This is a genomic window from Alteromonas sp. RKMC-009, assembly GCF_003584565.2.
Taxonomy (GTDB): Bacteria; Pseudomonadota; Gammaproteobacteria; order Enterobacterales; family Alteromonadaceae; genus Alteromonas.
The window spans coordinates 1,833,858-1,852,865 of the sequence record NZ_CP031010.1; the positions used below are offsets into that span (position 1 = coordinate 1,833,858).

The 19,008-nt window shown below is 49.8% G+C and carries 18 protein-coding genes; 8 read left to right on the forward strand and 10 right to left on the reverse strand.

The window, feature by feature from the left end; all coding sequences use genetic code 11:
• Entirely contained in the window at positions 1-1,131 is a 1,131-nt protein-coding gene (locus DS731_RS08050) for a paraquat-inducible protein A (protein WP_119500837.1), read from the reverse strand.
• A gap of 150 nt (positions 1,132-1,281) precedes the next feature.
• Positions 1,282-2,679: an asparagine--tRNA ligase gene (asnS, locus tag DS731_RS08055; protein ID WP_119500838.1), complete on the reverse strand. Its 1,398-nt coding sequence runs from the start codon at positions 2,677-2,679 to the stop codon at positions 1,282-1,284.
• Between the two features lie 275 nt (positions 2,680-2,954).
• Here asnS and DS731_RS08060 point away from each other — a divergent pair, with 275 nt between their 5' ends.
• Complete coding sequence (locus DS731_RS08060; protein ID WP_119500839.1) at positions 2,955-3,326, forward strand: hypothetical protein; 372 nt, start codon at positions 2,955-2,957, stop codon at positions 3,324-3,326.
• Positions 3,327-3,401: 75 nt separating this feature from the next.
• Here the strand turns inward: DS731_RS08060 and DS731_RS08065 are convergent, their stop codons facing one another.
• Positions 3,402-4,370 (reverse strand): calcium/sodium antiporter, encoded by a 969-nt coding sequence (locus DS731_RS08065; protein ID WP_119500840.1) that lies wholly within the window; start codon positions 4,368-4,370, stop codon positions 3,402-3,404.
• A 316-nt stretch (positions 4,371-4,686) separates the two neighbouring features.
• Between DS731_RS08065 and DS731_RS08070 the strand changes: the two genes are divergently transcribed.
• Together DS731_RS08070 and DS731_RS08075 are read left to right on the forward strand one after the other, a co-directional pair.
• On the forward strand, positions 4,687-6,135 hold the full coding sequence (locus tag DS731_RS08070; protein ID WP_119500841.1) for a RimK family protein: 1,449 nt from the start codon (positions 4,687-4,689) through the stop codon (positions 6,133-6,135).
• On the forward strand, positions 6,132-7,283 hold the full coding sequence (locus DS731_RS08075; protein ID WP_119500842.1) for a GNAT family N-acetyltransferase/peptidase C39 family protein: 1,152 nt from the start codon (positions 6,132-6,134) through the stop codon (positions 7,281-7,283). Before DS731_RS08070 ends, DS731_RS08075 begins: the two co-directional genes overlap by 4 nt.
• Positions 7,284-7,335: 52 nt before the next feature.
• On the opposite strand, the gene DS731_RS08080 is transcribed toward DS731_RS08075, so the two are convergent.
• The 4 genes from DS731_RS08080 to bioA all read right to left on the reverse strand — a co-directional run bounded on the left by DS731_RS08080 (position 7,336) and on the right by bioA (position 11,095).
• On the reverse strand, positions 7,336-7,602 hold the full coding sequence (locus tag DS731_RS08080) for a hypothetical protein (RefSeq protein WP_119500843.1): 267 nt from the start codon (positions 7,600-7,602) through the stop codon (positions 7,336-7,338).
• 159 nt (positions 7,603-7,761) lie between these two features.
• Positions 7,762-9,117, reverse strand: coding sequence for a hypothetical protein (locus DS731_RS08085; protein WP_202980714.1), 1,356 nt, complete (start codon positions 9,115-9,117; stop codon positions 7,762-7,764).
• A gap of 161 nt (positions 9,118-9,278) precedes the next feature.
• Positions 9,279-9,809 carry a DUF2937 family protein gene (locus DS731_RS08090; protein ID WP_119500844.1) on the reverse strand — a complete coding sequence of 177 codons (531 nt, stop codon included), beginning with the start codon at positions 9,807-9,809 and terminating at the stop codon, positions 9,279-9,281.
• 14 nt (positions 9,810-9,823) lie between these two features.
• Positions 9,824-11,095 (reverse strand): adenosylmethionine--8-amino-7-oxononanoate transaminase, encoded by a 1,272-nt coding sequence (gene bioA / locus DS731_RS08095; protein ID WP_442858456.1) that lies wholly within the window; start codon positions 11,093-11,095, stop codon positions 9,824-9,826.
• Positions 11,096-11,193: 98 nt separating this feature from the next.
• Here bioA and bioB point away from each other — a divergent pair, with 98 nt between their 5' ends.
• Genes bioB through bioD form a run of 4 tightly spaced genes read left to right on the forward strand, consistent with a single transcriptional unit; the run spans position 11,194 to position 14,920 of the window.
• Positions 11,194-12,294 (forward strand): biotin synthase BioB, encoded by a 1,101-nt coding sequence (gene bioB, locus DS731_RS08100; protein ID WP_119500846.1) that lies wholly within the window; start codon positions 11,194-11,196, stop codon positions 12,292-12,294.
• Entirely contained in the window at positions 12,294-13,451 is a 1,158-nt protein-coding gene (locus DS731_RS08105; RefSeq protein ID WP_119500847.1) for an aminotransferase class I/II-fold pyridoxal phosphate-dependent enzyme, read from the forward strand. Before bioB ends, DS731_RS08105 begins: the two co-directional genes overlap by 1 nt.
• Positions 13,448-14,242: a methyltransferase domain-containing protein gene (locus tag DS731_RS08110; protein WP_161599129.1), complete on the forward strand. Its 795-nt coding sequence runs from the start codon at positions 13,448-13,450 to the stop codon at positions 14,240-14,242. The genes DS731_RS08105 and DS731_RS08110 overlap by 4 nt, the downstream gene beginning before the upstream one ends.
• A gap of 3 nt (positions 14,243-14,245) precedes the next feature.
• The gene (gene bioD / locus DS731_RS08115) at positions 14,246-14,920 is read left to right on the forward strand and encodes a dethiobiotin synthase (RefSeq protein ID WP_119500849.1); all 675 of its coding nucleotides are present in this window, start codon (positions 14,246-14,248) and stop codon (positions 14,918-14,920) included.
• On the opposite strand, the gene pepE is transcribed toward bioD, so the two are convergent.
• Both pepE and DS731_RS08125 read right to left on the reverse strand, forming a co-directional pair.
• Complete coding sequence (gene pepE / locus DS731_RS08120; protein ID WP_119500850.1) at positions 14,897-15,613, reverse strand: dipeptidase PepE; 717 nt, start codon at positions 15,611-15,613, stop codon at positions 14,897-14,899. The genes bioD and pepE overlap by 24 nt on opposite strands.
• Before the next feature lie 223 nt (positions 15,614-15,836).
• On the reverse strand, positions 15,837-16,139 hold the full coding sequence (locus DS731_RS08125) for a hypothetical protein (RefSeq protein WP_119500851.1): 303 nt from the start codon (positions 16,137-16,139) through the stop codon (positions 15,837-15,839).
• Between the two features lie 210 nt (positions 16,140-16,349).
• Between DS731_RS08125 and pobA the strand changes: the two genes are divergently transcribed.
• Positions 16,350-17,528, forward strand: a complete 1,179-nt coding sequence (gene pobA / locus DS731_RS08130; protein ID WP_119500852.1) for a 4-hydroxybenzoate 3-monooxygenase — start codon at positions 16,350-16,352, stop codon at positions 17,526-17,528.
• Between the two features lie 73 nt (positions 17,529-17,601).
• Here the strand turns inward: pobA and gdhA are convergent, their stop codons facing one another.
• On the reverse strand, positions 17,602-18,942 hold the full coding sequence (gene gdhA, locus DS731_RS08135) for an NADP-specific glutamate dehydrogenase (RefSeq protein WP_119500853.1): 1,341 nt from the start codon (positions 18,940-18,942) through the stop codon (positions 17,602-17,604).
• Between the last annotated feature and the right edge of the window lie 66 nt (positions 18,943-19,008).

Here is a 19,008-nt window from a genome sequence, read left to right on the forward strand (position 1 = left end):
TTACTTCCTGTTTTGCCAAATCAGGCGGGTATCAAAAGTCATTGCTGCCACCATTGTAACAAAAACCACGCCACAAAATGCGAGGGCGGCCGGGCCGGGATAAATAGAGAGCGTGTTGCCTAACTGAACCAGTGCTACCAATACTGCCACAACGAAGACATCGATCATGGACCAGCGCCCTATGCCTTCCGTCACGCGGTAAAACCGTGTCCGGATGCGGGTACGTTTCTCAAGACCACGCTGCACGGTTAAATTCAGCCACGCGAGTATGATGATTTTCGCCACCGGAATAATAACGCTGGCAATCAGAATGATAATGGCCACCGGATAGTCGCCGGATTGCCACAGTGTAATAGCGCCGCCCACGATGGTACTCGGCTCATCCCGCCCGAACATTTCGGTATGCATAATGGGAAGCATATTCGCCGGAATATAAAGCAGTGCAGCGGTAAACAGTAATGCCCAGGTGCGCTGAATACTCACTGAGGCGACTGCCGGTGTCAGTGGTTTAGGTGGTGGCACTTCTCCGAAAATCCAGAACGCATAGCGGTTGACATCGAACTGAATAATACAGGCGGTCATACAGACAGAAAAGCCAATGAAAGCATAAAATGACAGGCCGATAGCAATGTCTGCCATAGAAGATATTTTGATCAGGCTGACCAGTGTGCCTACAAGAAATATTTCCGCCATGCTCCACGGCATCAGTGCTTTCACCCAGAAAAACACATGCTTCACAAACACGGGTTTTTTATTGTGTTTGCGGCAGTGGCTTAAAATCATCATCCCGGTGAGCACGAGCCCGGGGAAAACCACGGTGGCCAGGCCGGTGATTATGGCCAGCGACAGGTAATCCTGATTCAGCAGCGCATTGAAACTGTCTGGCAGGGCTATCTGGTGCTGAATGCCACTGGCACGGAAGGATAAGAAGTTAAAGGGCAGGGAAAGGCCCAGAAAAATGAGTGCACTGATAGCAAACGCCAGTACTTTATCATTTTGATGATAACGGTAAGTCAGCAGGGTATGGCCGCATTTGGGGCATACAGCCCGTTGCCGGTGATCCAGCGAAGGTAAATGTACTACCGTCAGACATTGGTCACATTGAATTGTAGACAGCGCGTTTTCCTGCATGCCCGGCCAGATTTATCCTGTAGAAACAACCAACTTATACAATAGCATGAATTTGTTCAACATCAGCGCCTTTATCTGTAACGGAATGTCACCCGCCGTAAAAAACAAAAAAGGTGGCACAAAAGGCCACCTTTTTTCTCACTGAAAAAATCAGTAGTTAGCGTTACCCGGAGTACGGGGGAACGGAATGACGTCACGGACGTTCTGCATGCCTGTTACATAAGCAACCAGACGCTCGAAACCCAGACCGAAACCGGAGTGAGGGACGGTGCCGTAGCGACGCAGATCACGATACCAGCTGTAATCTTCTTTGCTCAGGCCCATTTCTTCCAGGCGGCGGTCGAACACATCCAGGCGCTCTTCACGCTGTGAACCACCAATGATTTCACCGATACCCGGCGCAAGGATATCCATTGCAGCAACGGTTTTGTTGTCATCATTAATACGCATGTAAAACGCTTTAATGTCTTTCGGGTAGTTCTGCATGATAATCGGCGCACCAACATGCTCTTCTGCCAGATAGCGTTCATGCTCTGATGACAAGTCCACACCCCATTCAACCGGGAACTCGAACTCTTTACCACTGGCTTTCAGGATTTCAATCGCATCGGTGTAATCCATACGTACGAAATCAGAACTGATCAGTTTTTCCAGACGTGTAATGGCATCCTTACTGATACGCTCTGCAAAGAAAGCCATGTCATCGGCACGTTCTTCTAGCACGGCTTTGCACACATATTTCAGCATGTCCTCCGCCAGTTGTGCCACATCGCTTAAGTCAGCGAACGCCACTTCCGGTTCAATCATCCAGAATTCCGCCAGGTGACGGGAGGTGTTGCTGTTCTCTGCACGGAATGTGGGACCAAAGGTGTATACCTTTGACATTGCTGCACAGTATGTTTCCACGTTCAGCTGACCGGATACGGTAAGGTAAGTTTCTTTACCGAAGAAATCTTCCTTATAGTCAATGTCACCTTTATCAGTGCGGGGCAGGTTCATCATATCCAGTGTGGACACGCGGAACATTTCACCGGCACCTTCTGTATCACTGGCGGTCAAAATGGGTGTGCTGATCCAGAAGTATCCGCGCTCATGGAAGAAGCGGTGAATGGCTTGCGACAGACAGTTGCGGATACGGGTAACAGCACCGATAACGTTTGTGCGCGGACGCAGATGCGCATACTCACGCAGATATTCAATTGAGTGACGTTTGGCTGCCATCGGGTAAGTATCCGGGTTTTCTACCCAACCTAAGATTTCGATACTTTTGGCTTCCAGTTCTACCGCCTGGCCCTGGCCCTGAGACGGTTTGACTTCACCTTCAACAGACAAAGAGCAACCTGCCGTCAGGCGCTGAATATCAGCATAATTTGACAGAGAATTTAACGCGATTACCTGTACGGGATTAAAGCAACTGCCATCGTGCAGAGCGATAAAAGAAAGTCCGGCTTTTGAGTCGCGGCGAGTACGCACCCAACCTTTTACCGTCACCGTTTCGCCAACTGCGTACTTACTATCAAGCACGTCGACAACGGGCGCATGCGTCATTTGAATGTCTCCATCTTACCTGTTTGAAAAAATAATGTGTTATCAGGCGTAAAAATGCCGTAAATAACTAAAAGACACAGAAGAATTGCCGATAGTGAATGACAAAGCTAAACGCTGATAAACAACGAAAAAAACTATTAATCTTGTTATGGCATGCCAACCGGTCAGGCATGGCGGGTATCTAAAGTGTCGGTTCGTACGTATAAACGAATCGCTAGTATACTCATTCAGAAACGGGATACCAGCGAACTTTCTGCACGGAGAACTAAAATATCATGAATTCGCAACAACCGGACAGACGACGTAAGCCGAGAGATAAAGACGGTTTTTACCAATTTGTACTGACAGTCAACTCAGTTTGCTGGCTGGTGCTGATCGGGGCGCTGGTGGTATTTCATTTTGCCCGTCCGGAAATGGTTACGGGCTTACAAACATACTGGGGCATTGAAGGCCGCACTACCTGGTCTGAAGAGCATGTGGACGCGTTGATCATGTTGTTGCAATTGTGTCTGGGTATGACGTTGCTGACCATGCTGTTGCGTTCCCGTCGTAACCGTCGCCGTGAAGACAATTACGGAGTGAATTTATTTATTCTCGCGGGTATTTCAATGTTAAGTTTGTTCACCCTGAATGTCAGCGTGGCCTGATACAACGGTGAAAGCTCAATTAAAAAAGCGGCCTGTGAAGCCGCTTTTTAAAACATACTCACCCGCAACGGGTTATCAGACGAAGGCAGACTGCACCAGATACCAGGTGTAAGCCACATATCCGAGTACAAATACACCACCTTCCAGTCTGTTCAGACGACCCTGACCTTTAATGCCGATACAGAAGATGAAGAGTGCTACAGACAGCCCCAGCATGATCATCACGTCGCGGTAGAAAAAGCTTGGCTCTACCTGCATAGGCTGAATCGTTCCGGCGAGTCCTACCACCGCCAGCGTATTAAACATGTTCGAACCGATAACATTTCCCAGTGCCAGGTCATGTTCACCCTTGCGGATAGCCATCAGTGATGAGGCCAGCTCGGGTAATGATGTGCCCACAGCAATGATAGTTAATCCGATAATGGTATCGCTGACACCAAACTGGGTGGCAATTTCCACGGCTCCCCATACCAGTATACGGGAGCTGGCGACCAGCAAAGCTAACCCGGCCAGCAGCCAGATCACATTGGTTTTTACGCTGGCATCGTCCGGATTAATTTCACCTTCATATTCAGCGGCAAGGGTATCACTGCTGCCTTTCATGCCAGTCCAGATACTCCAGCCCATCAGCAGTATGAATAAACCAAGCAGGGAGAATGCATCGTCTTTGGATACATGAAAATCAATTAATTGCCAGCAGGCGAAAAAGGTTAGGCCAAGCAGAATAGGCAGTTCGCGGCGGATGATATCTGAACGGACGGCAATAGGGCTGATAACCGCGGTCAATCCAAGAATGAGTGCGATGTTAGCGATATTGGAGCCGTATGCATTACCTAACGCAATGCCTGAATTGCCCTGCAACGCAGCAAATACCGACACGATAATTTCCGGAGCCGAGGTACCAAACCCGATGATTAGCATACCAATGAGCAACGGAGATAAACCAAAATGCCGTGCCACACCGGCGGCACCACCGACAAATTTTTCTGCACTCCACAGCAGAACCAGCAGGCCTGCAATTATCGCTAAACTGGGTAAAAGCATATCAACTCCTTGGTACCCGTAACGGCGATAAGAATACGGGCGGGACATAGACAGGTCATGTGACCACTATATAGCGTTTCTGCTGCGTTATTTAAACGTTCTCTGATAAAAAAAGTTAAAACGATTTAGTGCATAAAAATGACAGGCGAAACGCTATCACAAAAACTCATGGTAACGACAAAAAAAAGCCGTTCTGAAAACACTGGTGAATGCCCGCAGTTGAATTACACTGCCCGGACAGAAAAGGTTACTTTCAATGAAATTAACATTGTGGTAACAAATAGTTCTTACTTATTCAGGTATCAAGAAGCATTTCATGCATAAAACTCTTATCGTTGTTGACGACACAAGTGGTTTCACTCTGCCGGACCAGACTATTCTGACTTTTCAGGATTATCTGGATGAATTCCCGAAACGGAATGAACCCAAAACCCGTGTTATCAACTTGTGTGACACATCCCGCTATTTAAGTCAGGGATATTACTGTTCGTTGCTGGCGCAAGCGCGTCAACACCGTGTGTTACCGTCTGTAAAAACGATTAATGATTTGCGCATTGCCGATGAGGGCAGCGCCCGTTTACCGTTGCCGGACAAATTTAAATGGCCGGTGACAGAAGGCATTGAATCTTTCTTTGTACTGTTCGGTAAAACAAAAGATCAGGCTTTGTTGCAGGTTGCGGCCACAGCGTTTGAAGCATTTCCGTGTCCGATTTTACAGGTCACTTTACATATAGCTGCTGACAACATCGGCTTTATGGAAGTGCAGGCACGTGGCTTTGCTGATTTGCCGGATCCACTGAAACAAGACTGTATTGATGGTTTACAGCAGTTCACACAACAACAGTGGCGCAGTGACCGCAAAGGCAAGAAGATGCGTTGGGATATGGCAATTCTGGTTAATCCTGATGAGCCGACTCCTCCGTCTGATGACAAAGCGATTAAGAACTTTGTAAAAGCGGCTGAAAAAGCGGGTTTTAACGCCGAAGTGGTAACCAGTTTAACGCCGGAAGCCGTGGGTCATTATGATGCCCTGTTTATCCGCGAAACTACCGCGATAGACCATCATACCTATCGTCTGGCCCGTGCGGCAGAGCGTGAAGGCCTGATTGTTATCGATGACACCCAGTCGATTTTGCGTTGCTGTAATAAGGTGTATCTGCAGGATGCGTTTGCTTATCAGCAAGTGCCTGCACCGCGCAGTGAAATGGTTTCAGACAGCACTGATGACACCTGTCAGGAGTTGATTTCAACCCTGGGGTTACCTCTGGTACTTAAGTTGCCTGAGAGTTCGTTCAGTCGTGGTGTGTATAAAGTGGAAAGTGCAGAAGCGTTGAAAACACGTCTGGTAGAAATGCTTGAAGCGTCAGCACTGGTTTTGGTGCAGGAGTACGTGTTTACCGAGTTTGACTGGCGGATTGGTGTGCTTGGTGGCAAACCTATCTATGCCTGTCAGTACTTCATGGCACGCAACCACTGGCAGATTTACCATCACGAAGGTGACCGTTTCAGTTCCGGTGGCTTTAAAACCATGCCGACTTTTGAGGTGCCAAAAGCAGTCTTACAGGCGGCGATCAAGGCGGCCAAAGTGGTGGGTGACGGCTTGTACGGTGTAGATATTAAACACTCAGGCAACAAAGTGTACGTGATTGAAGTTAACGATAACCCGAGTATTGATTCGGGCGTCGAAGACAAATATCTGGGCAAAGAATTGTACCAGTTAATTATGCAGGAATTTGCAAACAGGTTGGAGTTACGCGGTCGATGAGCGCCAAACTTGCAACTCGTGAAGTCGCAGAGCCCGTATTATCACTTTCACCGGTGACGGTACGGTCTGCGGCGGCTGAGGATTTATCGTCTTTGTGTGATGTTGAGCAACGTTGCTTTTCTCATGACAAATTAAGCCGTCGTCGTATGCGGTTTTATTTGACGGCGCCCCATGCTGAATTGCTGGTGGCTGAACGGGACGGCATTATACTCGGTTACGCATTGTTGTTATTACGTCGCGGAACCATGCTTACGCGCCTTTACTCTATCGCAGTGCTGCCGGAGGCGAGGGGACAACAGGTTGCCCAATCGCTGATTGGAGAACTGGAAATCAGGGCATTGTCGCGGGGAAAGCGCTTTATGCGCCTGGAAGTGTCTGAGGACAACAAGGGCGCAATAACACTGTATCAACGTTTAGGTTTTAGTCAGTTTGGTATGTATAACGAATACTACGAAGACAAGTCTGACGCCATTCGTATGCAGAAAGTACTGAACTATCCATCCAGTACTGCAGAAGTTGATGTGTATCCCTGGTATCAGCAAACCACTGAATTTACCTGTGGCCCTGCATCGCTGATGATGGCGATGGCACAGTTGAACAATGACTACGTGGTGTCGCAGGAAAAAGAGTTAGCTCTCTGGCGACGTGCAACTACGATTTTTATGACGTCAGGTCATGGTGGTTGTCATCCGGTAGGACTGGCTCTGGCAGCGGCTGACGAAGGCTTTAAGAGTGAAGTATGGTTGAACCGTACATTACCGCTTTTCACTGACGGCGTAAGAACAGCCCATAAGAAAGACATTGTAGAGGTGGTGGAACAGGGTTTCCTGCATGAAGCAGAACAAAAGGGCATTACCGTCGACATTCACGAATGGAAGATGGAAGCATTGGATGCCTTGCTGGAACAAGGTGCTGCGGTACTGTGCTTGATCAGCACCTATGCGTTTGATAAGAAAAAAGCGCCGCACTGGGTCACAGTGACAGCCTCCGACCAGCGTTGTTTCTACATTCACGACCCGGATCCTGAAACCTTTGAAGATCAGGTCGTCGAGTATCAACACATTCCGGTCGCGCGGGAAGATTTTGTCCGTCTGGTCAGCTATGGCCGGCGAAAAGTCCGGGCGATAGTCATTATCAGAAAACGCTGAATTTAAGCGCGGTGTGAGAATAAATCACTCCGCGCTTATGCGCTTTCTGTCTTCAACGGCTGATGCGCGCGTTGAAGTTACGCAGTGCCTTTACCAGATTAGACAATTCTGCCGCTGAGCCCTGAAAAAGAGAAGGCTTAGTGAAAGTCGTGCCTTTACGGGCAGTGTTAAACGTACGTTTAATATCGAAGGCGGCAGTGCGGTCTGTGAGACGTTTCCATTCGCTTTGCAGAGAACCCGGAATAGCGTGGCGTTTTGCCAGAATGTTGTCTCGAATTTGCAACACTTGCCCAATCAGTAACGTATTTTCATTCAACATGGTTAAAACCTATTTCAATGTTGTTAGTAGTCTAAAGCCTTTATTTATGGGGTCCTGACACCAACTTATTGCCGTTTGACCCTGAATAAAGGAGCGCATTCACTTAAGACTGTTGCAACATCGATGCCTGTTTATCCTTTAGTATAATAAAAAGGCGGGTCAGTCCTGGCGCTTTACCTCATCGTATTGTCGTTTGAGTAAGGATTCAGGCAGGTAAATAACAGCAATGTTCAGAGACCGGTCATCCTCTGCCAGCATTGCCGACTGTATTTGAATTTTTGTGCCGTCGCGACTGAACGTCGGGTGAGTATGATCCCTGGCCGAAGTTTTGTGGCCACCGCTGAGCAATTGCATTTCATCTGTGGTTCTGTCAATCAGATACAGATTACGTTCGAAGTCATCACCCACAGCCCAGCGCCCGTCCGGAGAACCGTGTACATGCCATAATCCGCTGCCACTGCGGGTTTGCCCTGCAATTCGCATTTCATTTGTACGCAAGTTCACAATACCCAATCCTGTGGGTTTCTGGCGGCTGGCTGACGGGCCCCATTCATCATTTGTACCCACCTTGCGGTGACCCATGATAGCAAAGGCTACTTCGTCCCTGGTGATCACCGCTTCATGGGTGACCCACTCATAATCTGCTTCAGGGTACAGCGCTTTGACTTCACCACCGACTTTCATTGTCCACATACGTTGTGGCGATTTGCCGCCGGTTTCCCAACAAAATACCAATTCCCTGCTCACCCATGGGTTGGTCTGTATGTGACCAAGCTGGAAGGGCAGTGCCACCACCATGTCTATCTTTCCGGTTTGAATATTCATACTGGCGATGCCTGTCGGGCCCGCGCCCATATTGCGGGGACCGAAATTTTCCTTGAGTGCAACTTTATCACTCAAGTGTCTGGCTGCTTCTTCCCGGCCAATACGGAAATAAATGATATCTTCGGCGGCATCCAGCGCCATATCTCCACCGGCCCCCATGGAGGCGGGTACAACTCCCACTGTCCGTTCATAGTGTCCTGACTGCTTCACTTCATTATTCTTTACGTCCTCCAGCAGTGCTTCAATGTTCACTTCGATGATGGCTTTATCGTTCGGGTTATCGCCGTAACGGGGCTGGGCATCTGCTGCAACAGCAGGATCCCGCATCAAATAGAGCTTGCCGCTTCGCTGTGCATTCACCAGCATGCCAAAATAACCACCTTCACTGACCTGCACTAACAGGCCGGTTTCTTCGTTGACAGCCATGGCCTCTCCCGGCACCCGTGCAGACCTGAATACCAGCCACTCACCGTCAGCCGTCCATTGAGGATGGGTAGGGTAAATTTTGGAATCACCCTTCGACTGTGTAGTTAAAAAGGCGATTTTTACACCGGTAACCGGATCGCGGATAACTTTTCGTTCCGAAGGAAAAGTGTCACCGGTGGCCGCGCTGGCCGGATTTTGTAACAGACAGGCAAACAATAATGCGAAGAAATAAAGCGGGTTCAGGCAAAAGCGGGTAACAGTCATGGCAATTTTCTTTTTGTGGTTAGCTGAACTGAAAGCAAACCACAGTGCTCACTTTTGCGCGACGGATACCTGATTTTTTTGTCAAATATGAAACACAGCAGCCAGAAGCGGTGCTACTGGCTTAACTTTTACTTAATTTTTAAGAGTCCCTGATGCTTATCTTAACTAAACCGGACCCGCGCCTTTCTCGCCTGACGCCAGTGATAAACCCGGCGACCAGCCCAAAGCGGCGAGACCACAAGAATGTTCAATGCAATGGCAACAATCAGACTGAATACAATGGCAGCTGGCGTCAGGGGGATGGACGGCGCAAAATTATCCAGCACTCTGAATAAGGTATCTTTCCTTGCGGGGGCAAACATATAGCGGGCCTGCTCAAAGTAGTTGCCGGTGGAGAGGGTTTTCAACCCTTTGTCTGCTTCTTCCAGTTTTGCCTGCAGCGCGGCTTTATTTTCAGCGTCCTGCTGCACCACGCCATCGGCGTTATTTCGCAGGCTTTCTATTAACGCATCTACAGAACTGAAATTGAATTGTCTGGCCAGATTTTCCAGCTCTATGACCTGTTCTCTGGTGGCATCGTAGTAGCCTGAGAGATACTGGCGGTAATGATCCGCCAGAATTGGAACCTGCAATGCAGCGATGAAGAGTCCTGCGAACAGAATTTTATCAATTACCCGGGCCATCAACTGCATTGTTCATCCTTTGTTTACAGACTGGCTAAGGTGTCATAAATGCCCGTTGTCAGTCTTTCAAGTTGGCTTTCAGTAATTATGTACGGTGGCATGATATAAACCAGTTTACCGAAAGGCCGGATCCAGATCCCTTTTTCGACGAAATGCTTCTGCAGTATGGCCACATTGACCGGTTGTTTCATTTCTACCACACCGATTGCACCCAGCACCCGCACGTCAGCCACGCCGGGAAGCGCTTTGCACTTTGGCAGGCTGGCTTTCAGTTGTGATTCGATGCCGGCTACCTGTTTTTGCCAGTGCCCTTCATTAATCAGTGACAGACTGGCATTTGCTACAGCACAGGCCAGCGGGTTACCCATGTATGTCGGGCCGTGCATGAATACGCCGGGTTCTCCCTGGCACACACCCTGTGCCACATCTTCAGAACACAGCGTTGCGGCAAGGGTCAGATAGCCGCCGGTGAGCGCTTTTCCTACACACATAATATCCGGGCTGATATGAGCATGATCACAGCCGAACAATTTTCCGGTGCGGCCAAAACCCGTGGCTATCTCATCACAGATAAGGAGCACATCATAGGCATCACACAATTGACGGCAGCGCTTCAGGTACTCCGGATGATATATCCGCATGCCGCCGGCACCCTGAACCACCGGCTCAATGATCAGAGCGGCTAATTCATGATGATGGCGTTCAAATAGTTCCTGAAGGGGTAAAATGTCATCTTCACTGAAGGTTTGATCAAACCGGGTTTGCGGAGCGGGCGCAAACACCTGCTTACTGAGTACACCGGAGAATAAGCTGTGCATCCCGTTGACCGGATCGCATACCGACATGGCGGCGAAGGTATCGCCGTGATAACCATTGCGGGGGGCGATAATCCGGTGCTTTTCCTGACGGCCCTGACAGGCCCAGTACTGCAAGGCCATTTTCAGTGCCACTTCAACAGATACCGAGCCGGAGTCGGCCAGAAAGACCCGGTTCATGCCGTCCGGTGCCATATTAAGCAGCGTGCGGCAAAGTGATACCGCCGGGTCATGGGTCAGACCGCCAAACATGACATGGGAAAACTTGTCGATTTGCTGTTTGGCTGCGTTGTTCAACACCGGATGATTGTAGCCATGGATGGCTGCCCACCAACTCGACATACCGTCGACCAGGTTCTCACCGGTGGCCAGACTAATTTCTGCGCCGTCAGCTCCGGTCACCTCAAAACAGGGCAGGGGGGAGACGGCAGACGTATAAGGGTGCCAGATATGCTGGCGATCAAACTCAATATTGCTCAAAATGTAACCATTGGTAAAGGTTTGAAAATGGTCAGAGTTGACAACTCTGTAACCAGGCATAGACTAAGCCAGCATTTCTCATTAGTAAAGGATAGGGCATGACCATCGCGTCCAACGCACCACAACATCAGGCAGACATTCGCCATGACTGGACCAAAGCCGAAGTTAAGGCACTTTTCGCATTGCCATTTAATGACTTACTGTTCAAAGCCCAAACGGTTCACCGTCAGTATTTCGATCCGAACGAAGTGCAGGTGAGCACGTTATTATCAATTAAAACCGGCGCGTGTCCGGAAGACTGTAAATATTGCCCGCAAAGTGCCCGCTATGATACCGGATTAGAAAAAGAGCGCTTACTGGAAATTGAAAAAGTGATTCAGCGCGCTAAAGAAGCGAAAGCCACCGGATCCACCCGTTTCTGTATGGGAGCTGCATGGCGTAACCCCCGTGACCGCGATATGCCATATGTCACCCAAATGGTGTCTGAAGTGAAAAAGCTTGGTCTGGAGACCTGTATGACGCTGGGTATGCTTACCCGCGAGCAGGCAGTGGCACTGAAGCAGGCCGGTCTGGATTACTACAACCACAATCTGGATACTTCCCCTGAGTTTTACGGTGACATCATTACAACCCGTACCTATGACGACCGTCTTAATACCTTGCAGAATGTGCGTGATGCCGGCATGAACGTATGTTCCGGCGGTATTGTGGGCATGGGTGAATCTGCAGAAGACCGTGCAAGCCTGCTGATGCAACTGGCTAATCTGCCGGAACAGCCGCAAAGCGTTCCCATTAATATGCTGGTGAAAGTAGAAGGTACGCCGCTGGATAAAGTGGACGATCTCGAACCATTCGAATTTATCCGGACCATTGCTGTCGCCCGCATCATGATGCCTGCCTCACACGTGCGTTTATCCGCCGGCCGTGAAAACATGAATGAACAGATGCAGGCGCTGTGTTTTATGGCCGGTGCCAACTCGATTTTTTACGGTTGCAAGCTGCTGACAACCTCTAACCCGGATACCCACGAGGACGTGTTGTTATTCCGTAAGCTGGGCATTAACGCTGAGCGCACCCGCGAGTTCTCTGATGAAGCCCATGAGCAGGCATTGCAGGAAGAAATTGCTGCGCAATCAGCGCCGGCCGACTTGTTTTACGATGCCACCGCGCCGCGCAAAACCGCGCCTGCGGAGGCCTGATGGCATTTGATTTTATCAATGCTGAGCTTCAGAAAAAGCAGGATGCCGGTTACTTACGTCGCCGGCATTGTGTGGAATATGAAAAAGACGGCATTATTTGTGTAGCCGGCGAGCACTACCTGAACTTTGCCAGTAACGATTATCTGGGCATGCGCCAGCATCCGGGTGTGCTGCAAAGCTGGGTAGAAGGCTTAGCCCAGTTTGGTGGTGGCAGTGGCGCGTCTCCGTTAGTGACGGGCTACACCCAGGCCCATGCGGCCCTTGAAGCCTATCTTGAAGAGCATCTTCAGCGTGAAGCGGTACTGCTGTTTAATTCCGGCTTTGCAGCGAATCAGGCCATCTGTCAGGCACTGTTTCAAAATGGTGGCAACGTACTGGCCGACAAATACATGCATGCTTCATTCATTGACGGCGTGCTTGCCAGCAAAGCTGAATTCAAGCGTTTCCGTCATAACGATTTAGCGCACTGCGAAGCACTACTATCCGGTTTATCCGGCGATACCCTTATCGCCAGTGAAAGTATTTTCAGCATGGACGGAGACAGCGCACCGGTTGAAGGACTTGTGTCTCAAAGCCGAAAAAGCGGCGCGTGGCTGATGCTGGATGACGCCCACGGATTTGGCGTACTGGGCGAAAATGGTTTTGGTGTGGCAGAGCATTATCAGCTCACGCAGCAGGATTTACCTGTATTGATGGGCACATTCGGCAAGGCGGTGGGGACAGCCGGTGCCTTCGTTGCCGGCAGTCAGGCCTTTATTGATTATCTGGTCAATCACGCCAGGCATTATATTTACTCCACCGCGCTGCCGGCCTCTCAGGCTATTGCTACCTTGTATTCGCTTACGGCCATATCAACGGGTGATGAGCGTAAAAGGCTACATGAGAACATTGCGACATTTCGTTCTCTTGCACTGGCGCAGGGTCTTCAGTTAACTGAATCTGTCAGTGCGATTCAGCCTGTGATGTGCGGCGATCCTCATAAGGCGCTGGCATTGTCTGAAGCGCTGAAACAACGTGGAATATGGGTACCGGCAATACGTTATCCGACAGTGCCGAAAGGGGCTGACAGATTGCGGATCACCATGACTGCCCAACACAGTGCCCGGGATATCAGTGTGCTGGTGGATGCATTAATGCTGGCTATGGAGGCGGTGTGAATCAACCCGCTTCAAAAACCGCTGAAACAACCGTATCCCGCAAACAGGCGATTGCTGCCCGCTTTGACCGTGCCGCTGACTCATATAATCAGGTGGCAGGAGTTCAGGCCCGTATCGCTGCTGATGCCCGTAGATTGTTGCCCGTTGAGCCCGGCAGCAGGGTACTTGATATCGGCTGCGCCACAGGGCGGGAAACCATATTGCTGGCGAAAAACGGTGCACAAGTTACCGGTCTTGATATTGCCGCAGATATGCTCCAAAAGGCGCGGCGGGATTATCCGTCTCTGACATTCAAAGAAGGTGATGCAGATGCACTGCCTTTTTCTGCACAGCAATTTGATGCGGTATTTTCCTCAATGGCGTTGCAGTGGAGTGATGATCCAGCCACGGCGATGCCGGAAATTGCCAGGGTGCTTAAACCCGGAGGCAGAGCGCAGTTAGCCATTATGGTTGCCGGTTCTTTTCATGAGCTTATTCAGGCCCGTTCAGTGGCGGGGTTGCCTGAATCCGTGAACACCTTGCCGCAGTCACTGGTGTGGGAAAAAGCCGCCTGCCAGGCTGGCTTTCATGTGGTGAAAAGTACGGTTGAAACGTACACAGAGCACTTTGACGGAATACGCAGTCTGCTGCATTCAATTACTAAAGCCGGTGCAGGTTTATCAGACAGCGGACACGCTCAGCATTCTTTCACCCGGCATTCACTGAAAGCGTTGGAAAAGGCTTTCTGCACCGCCCCGGACGGCAAGCTGCCCCTCACTTATCACGTATTACAGATATCGCTGGAACGCTAATTTATGCACGCTTATTTTGTTACCGGTACCGACACAGAAGTAGGTAAAACCTTTGTGTCGTCTTTATTTTTAAAGGCTGCGGCGCAATCAGGGCTTTCCTCTGTGGGGTACAAGCCAGTCTCTGCCGGATGTGAAGTCATTGACGGCATGCTCAGCAACGAAGATGCAAGAGCTTTACATGCGGCGTCCTCGTTACCCGTATCACTTCAGGAAGTGAATCCGGTGACCCTTGAACCGCCTGTTGCACCGCATATTGCTGCAGAGCAGGCAGGTTTAAAAATTGAAAAAGAAGATCTGATTCAAGGGTACGAACATCTGGCAGGGAAGCACCCTGACTTTATGCTCATGGAAGGGGCCGGTGGCTGGCGGTTACCGTTAGGTAATGACCTCTGGATGCCACAAATCGTTCAGGCACTTAAGCTGGATGTCATTGTGGTAGTGGGCATGCGGCTGGGATGCCTGAATCATGCCGTACTCACCTGTGAAGCCATTTTAAAGGACGGCCTGAGTATTAAAGGCTGGGTGGCGAATCAGTTGTCTGCTGATATGCCGGTATACGATGAAAATCTGGCGACACTTAAAGCCGTGTTGCCTGCTCCCATGCTGGCCGAAATTCCTTTCGGCGCAGATGAGAATACGGTAGCAGACCTGATATCAACGGTGCAGAAACTGGCTTAAGTCATCACCGTCTTCAATGGCGGTTTTTTCTTTTCCTGAGAATACAAAACCGCCATATTCCCCTTTAAATGTCAGTTTGCCTCTGGATAGCTCCAGCGCAGTGCCTTCACGTATTGCCAGTACCGGTGTATCCGGATTCAGGGTAGTGAATTCAGCAAGACGTTGATCTCTGGTTTCCCCGTTAAAACCCGGCGGGTGATAATCGGAATAGTGCGGATTCAGCTGACAGGGAAGCAGCGCCAGCGCGTCAAACGACGGCGGCTCGATAACAGGCATGTCATTGGTGGTTCTGATGGTGGCACCGCAAATATTTGAACCGGCACTCCATCCGATGTAGGGAACGCCTGATTCAATGGCCAGGCATATAGGCGCAATAAGCGAGTTTTTATACAGATTTGCCAGCAAATTAAAGGTGTTACCACCGCCGGTTAATATTGCTTTGCCTGCCTGAATGGCTTCTGTTACTGCTTGTGCAGGATGCTCAAATGTATGTAACCCGGTAACACGGCATTCAGGTAAAGCAGCCTGTACTTTTGCTGTGTACTCGTCAAAAGATACTTTCACACCGGCGTAAGGTATAAACAGTACATCCCGTTTGTCACCCAAATGAGAAAGGATCATGGGTTTGGCGTGGGCAAGATAGTCTTCGTCTCCCACACGGGAACTGCTGAGCATCAGCACATGAGCAGGCATGGTCACTCCGGAAATTGAATTTTTTGATTTTAAAAGATGATACGCGAACACGAACCCTGTGTTTAGTGTGGTGTACAAATAACTTTTTGGAAAGGGAGAGAGGAAGAAAACCGGAACGTCCCGGATACTTTTCATATTCTGTATCTGATTTCCCCTCAAACAAAACAAAGTTTGAGGGGAAACGGTGACATGGATAAGTGAAGGTTTACAACTGTATGACTACTCAGAATTGTCCCTGAGGCGGTCTCCGGCCCGGAGGCTCACCCATATTATCAGGCCGGCAGGCCAGTTCTTCTGATGAAGTGTCTTCGTCTGGCCCGGATGGCGGCGCCATACACTGGCCTGACATTGTCTCACCATCCCGTCCGCTCATGGAGCAACTGTCACCCTCTGATGAAGATGCACAGGCGTCAAATGCTTCCTGAGGGATTGAAGGCCGTTCCTCCCGTTCCGCTGCACAGGCGGCAAGTGCAGTGAATCCTGCTACAAAAATGACACAGCGCTTAATCGATTGTTTCTTTACCATAGTATGTTCCGGTTGGGCTTAAGGTATTCTTAACTGACTACCGTAATGGTCTTTGTGTTCTTTTCTTTTCGATTTCTTTACGCTGTTCAACGGTATGTTAAATGTTAATTTGACGAAAAAGTACAATTGATTGCGGGAATAGTGACTAAACGCAGGTGTTAAATTCATTCACGATAGGTTAACAATTTAGTCCTTTGCCGGAAGAAAAAAATGAATACCACCAAAACTGATGTCGCTATTATCGGTGCAGGCCCGTCGGGACTGATGCTGGGCCACCTGCTCACTCAGGCAGGCATCAACTGTATCATCGTAGAACGTAAATCACCGGATTATGTGTTAAGCCGTATCCGCGCCGGAGTGCTTGAACAGTGCACCCTACAGGTAATGGAAAAGCTTGGTCTGGACAGCAGACTGAAAGCTGAAGGTTTACCACACAATGGCGTTATTCTCGCTGATGGCGAAAGGGTCATTGAAATTGATGTGAAGGGGTTGACCGGCAGCCAGGTGGTTGTTTATGGCCAGACTGAGATTACCAAAGATCTCATGGACGCATCAGACAGTCGCGGTGTAATGCGGGTATACGATGCAGATGATGTAGCTCTGCATAATATTGAAACTGAAGCACCCTGCGTAACTTATACAAAAAACGGTGAACCTCATCGTATCGATTGCCGGTTTATCGCCGGTTGTGACGGCTTCCACGGGCCTTCCCGTAAAGCCATGCCGGGAAGCAACACGAACTACGTGGAAAAGGTCTATCCATTCGGCTGGCTGGGAGTACTGGCAGATGTGCCGCCTGCCACACACGAAGTGGCATACAGCAACCACGACCGTGGTTTTGCCTTATCTTCAATGCGGTCACTTACACGCAGCCGCTATTACATTCAGGTAGGGCTGGATGAAAAGGTGGAAGACTGGTCTGATGAACGGTTCTGGGATGAACTGGCTGTTCGCCTGGGTCCTGAAATCTCCTCAAAGCTGGTGACCGGGCCTTCAATCGAAAAATCTATTGCGCCACTGCGTTCATTTATTTTTGGCAGCATGCGTCACGGCAGCCTGTTTCTCGCGGGAGATTCTGCGCATATCGTGCCGCCCACCGGCGCGAAAGGCCTCAATCTGGCATCTTCGGATATCACCTACTTGTCGGCAGCAATAATCAGTTACTTCAAAGAGAAGCAATCTGATGGCATTAACCTGTACTCTGAAAAAGCGCTGAACCGCGTATGGAAGTCGTCACGTTTTTCATGGTATCTCACCACGCTGATGCACCGATTCCCTGAAGGCGGAGAGTTTGACCGCAAGATGCAGGTGGCGGAACTGGAATACATTGCCGGCTCAAAAGCAGCGCAGACCACTATTGCTGAAAACTACATAGGTCTGCCACTTTAACAGCGCTTTACATCATCGCCAGACGTTAGGGTAATCCCGGCACGCACGCCGGGATTTTTCTCTTATTAGTGAACTACAGGCCCTGGGCAACCATCGCATCTGCCAGGCGTCTGAATGCGGCGATATTCGCGCCCTTTGCATAATCAGTAAAACCGTCTTCACGGCCTTCTTCCACACATTGTTCATGAATGTGCTTCATGATTTTTTTCAGTTCGTTATCCAGTGTGTCATAACTGCTTCTGCGAAAACTGGCGTTTTGCATCATTTCCAGGCCTGACAATGCGACGCCGCCGGCGTTAGAAGCCTTACCCGGTACGAAAGGAATACGGTGTTCAGCAAACACTTTCTGTGCGTTAGCAGTGCACGGCATGTTTGCACCTTCCAGCACGTACTTTACGCCGTTCCCGCAAAGCATATCAGCGTCATCTTCATCCAGCTCATTTTGCGTCGCGCAGGGCAGGCAGATATCTGCGGTCTGATGCCATGGCTTTTTGCCTTCGTGCCATTCTCCGCCACTCTTCTCCCTGATGGCTAAAAGGATGTTGTCATAGTTGTGCTTCTGCTCAATTGCAAACTGAATGTCCTGCTTTGACAAACCGTCCTCTTTTATCAGGCAACCACGGCTGTTCGACAGGCTTGTCACCACAGCGCCGGATTCACAGGCTTTCAGCGCAGCGTGCAGCGCCACATTGCCCGCGCCGCTGATTCCGGTGCGTTTGCCTTCGAGGGTATCGTCATGTGCAGCCAATACCTCCTGTAACATGTAAATCAAACCGAACCCGGTGGCTTCTGTGCGCACATGGCTGCCGCCGAATGAAATGTCCTTTCCTGTCAGCGTGCCGCCAAATTGATTGTGAATACGGCGGTACTGGCCGTACATGAATCCGATTTCCCGGCTGCTGACGTTAATATCGCCGGCGGGTACGTCGGTCTGCGGGCCGATATGACGTTGCAATTCAGCCATGAACGCCTGGCAAAAGCGCATGATTTCAGTGTCGCTTCTGCCTTTCGGATTGAAATCAGAGCCACCCTTCGCGCCGCCCATGGGCAGGCCGGTTAATGCATTTTTGAAGGATTGTTCAAAGGCGAGAAATTTTAAAACAGACTCGTTGACGGTGGGGTGAAAGCGCAGGCCGCCTTTATACGGGCCAATCAGGCCGTTGTGTTGTACGCGCCATCCGCGGTGTATTTCGACCCCGCCGTCATCGTTCATCCACTGAACATTGAAGTGAATAATACGCTCTGGCACGCAGAGCCTTCTGACCACGTCATAGCGTTTGTAAGCTTCCGACGCGTTTGAGACTGGCATGACATGATCCACAATCTCCTCAACGGCCTGCAGGTATTCCTTTTGTTCGCCGTACAATTCTGTCAGCCATTTAAGCACGCTGTCACGATTTGATAGTTGACTCATAATGCATTCTGTTTCAATAAATTGTGTGTATTGCTTACCTGTACGGCACTGATGTTGATCATTAAT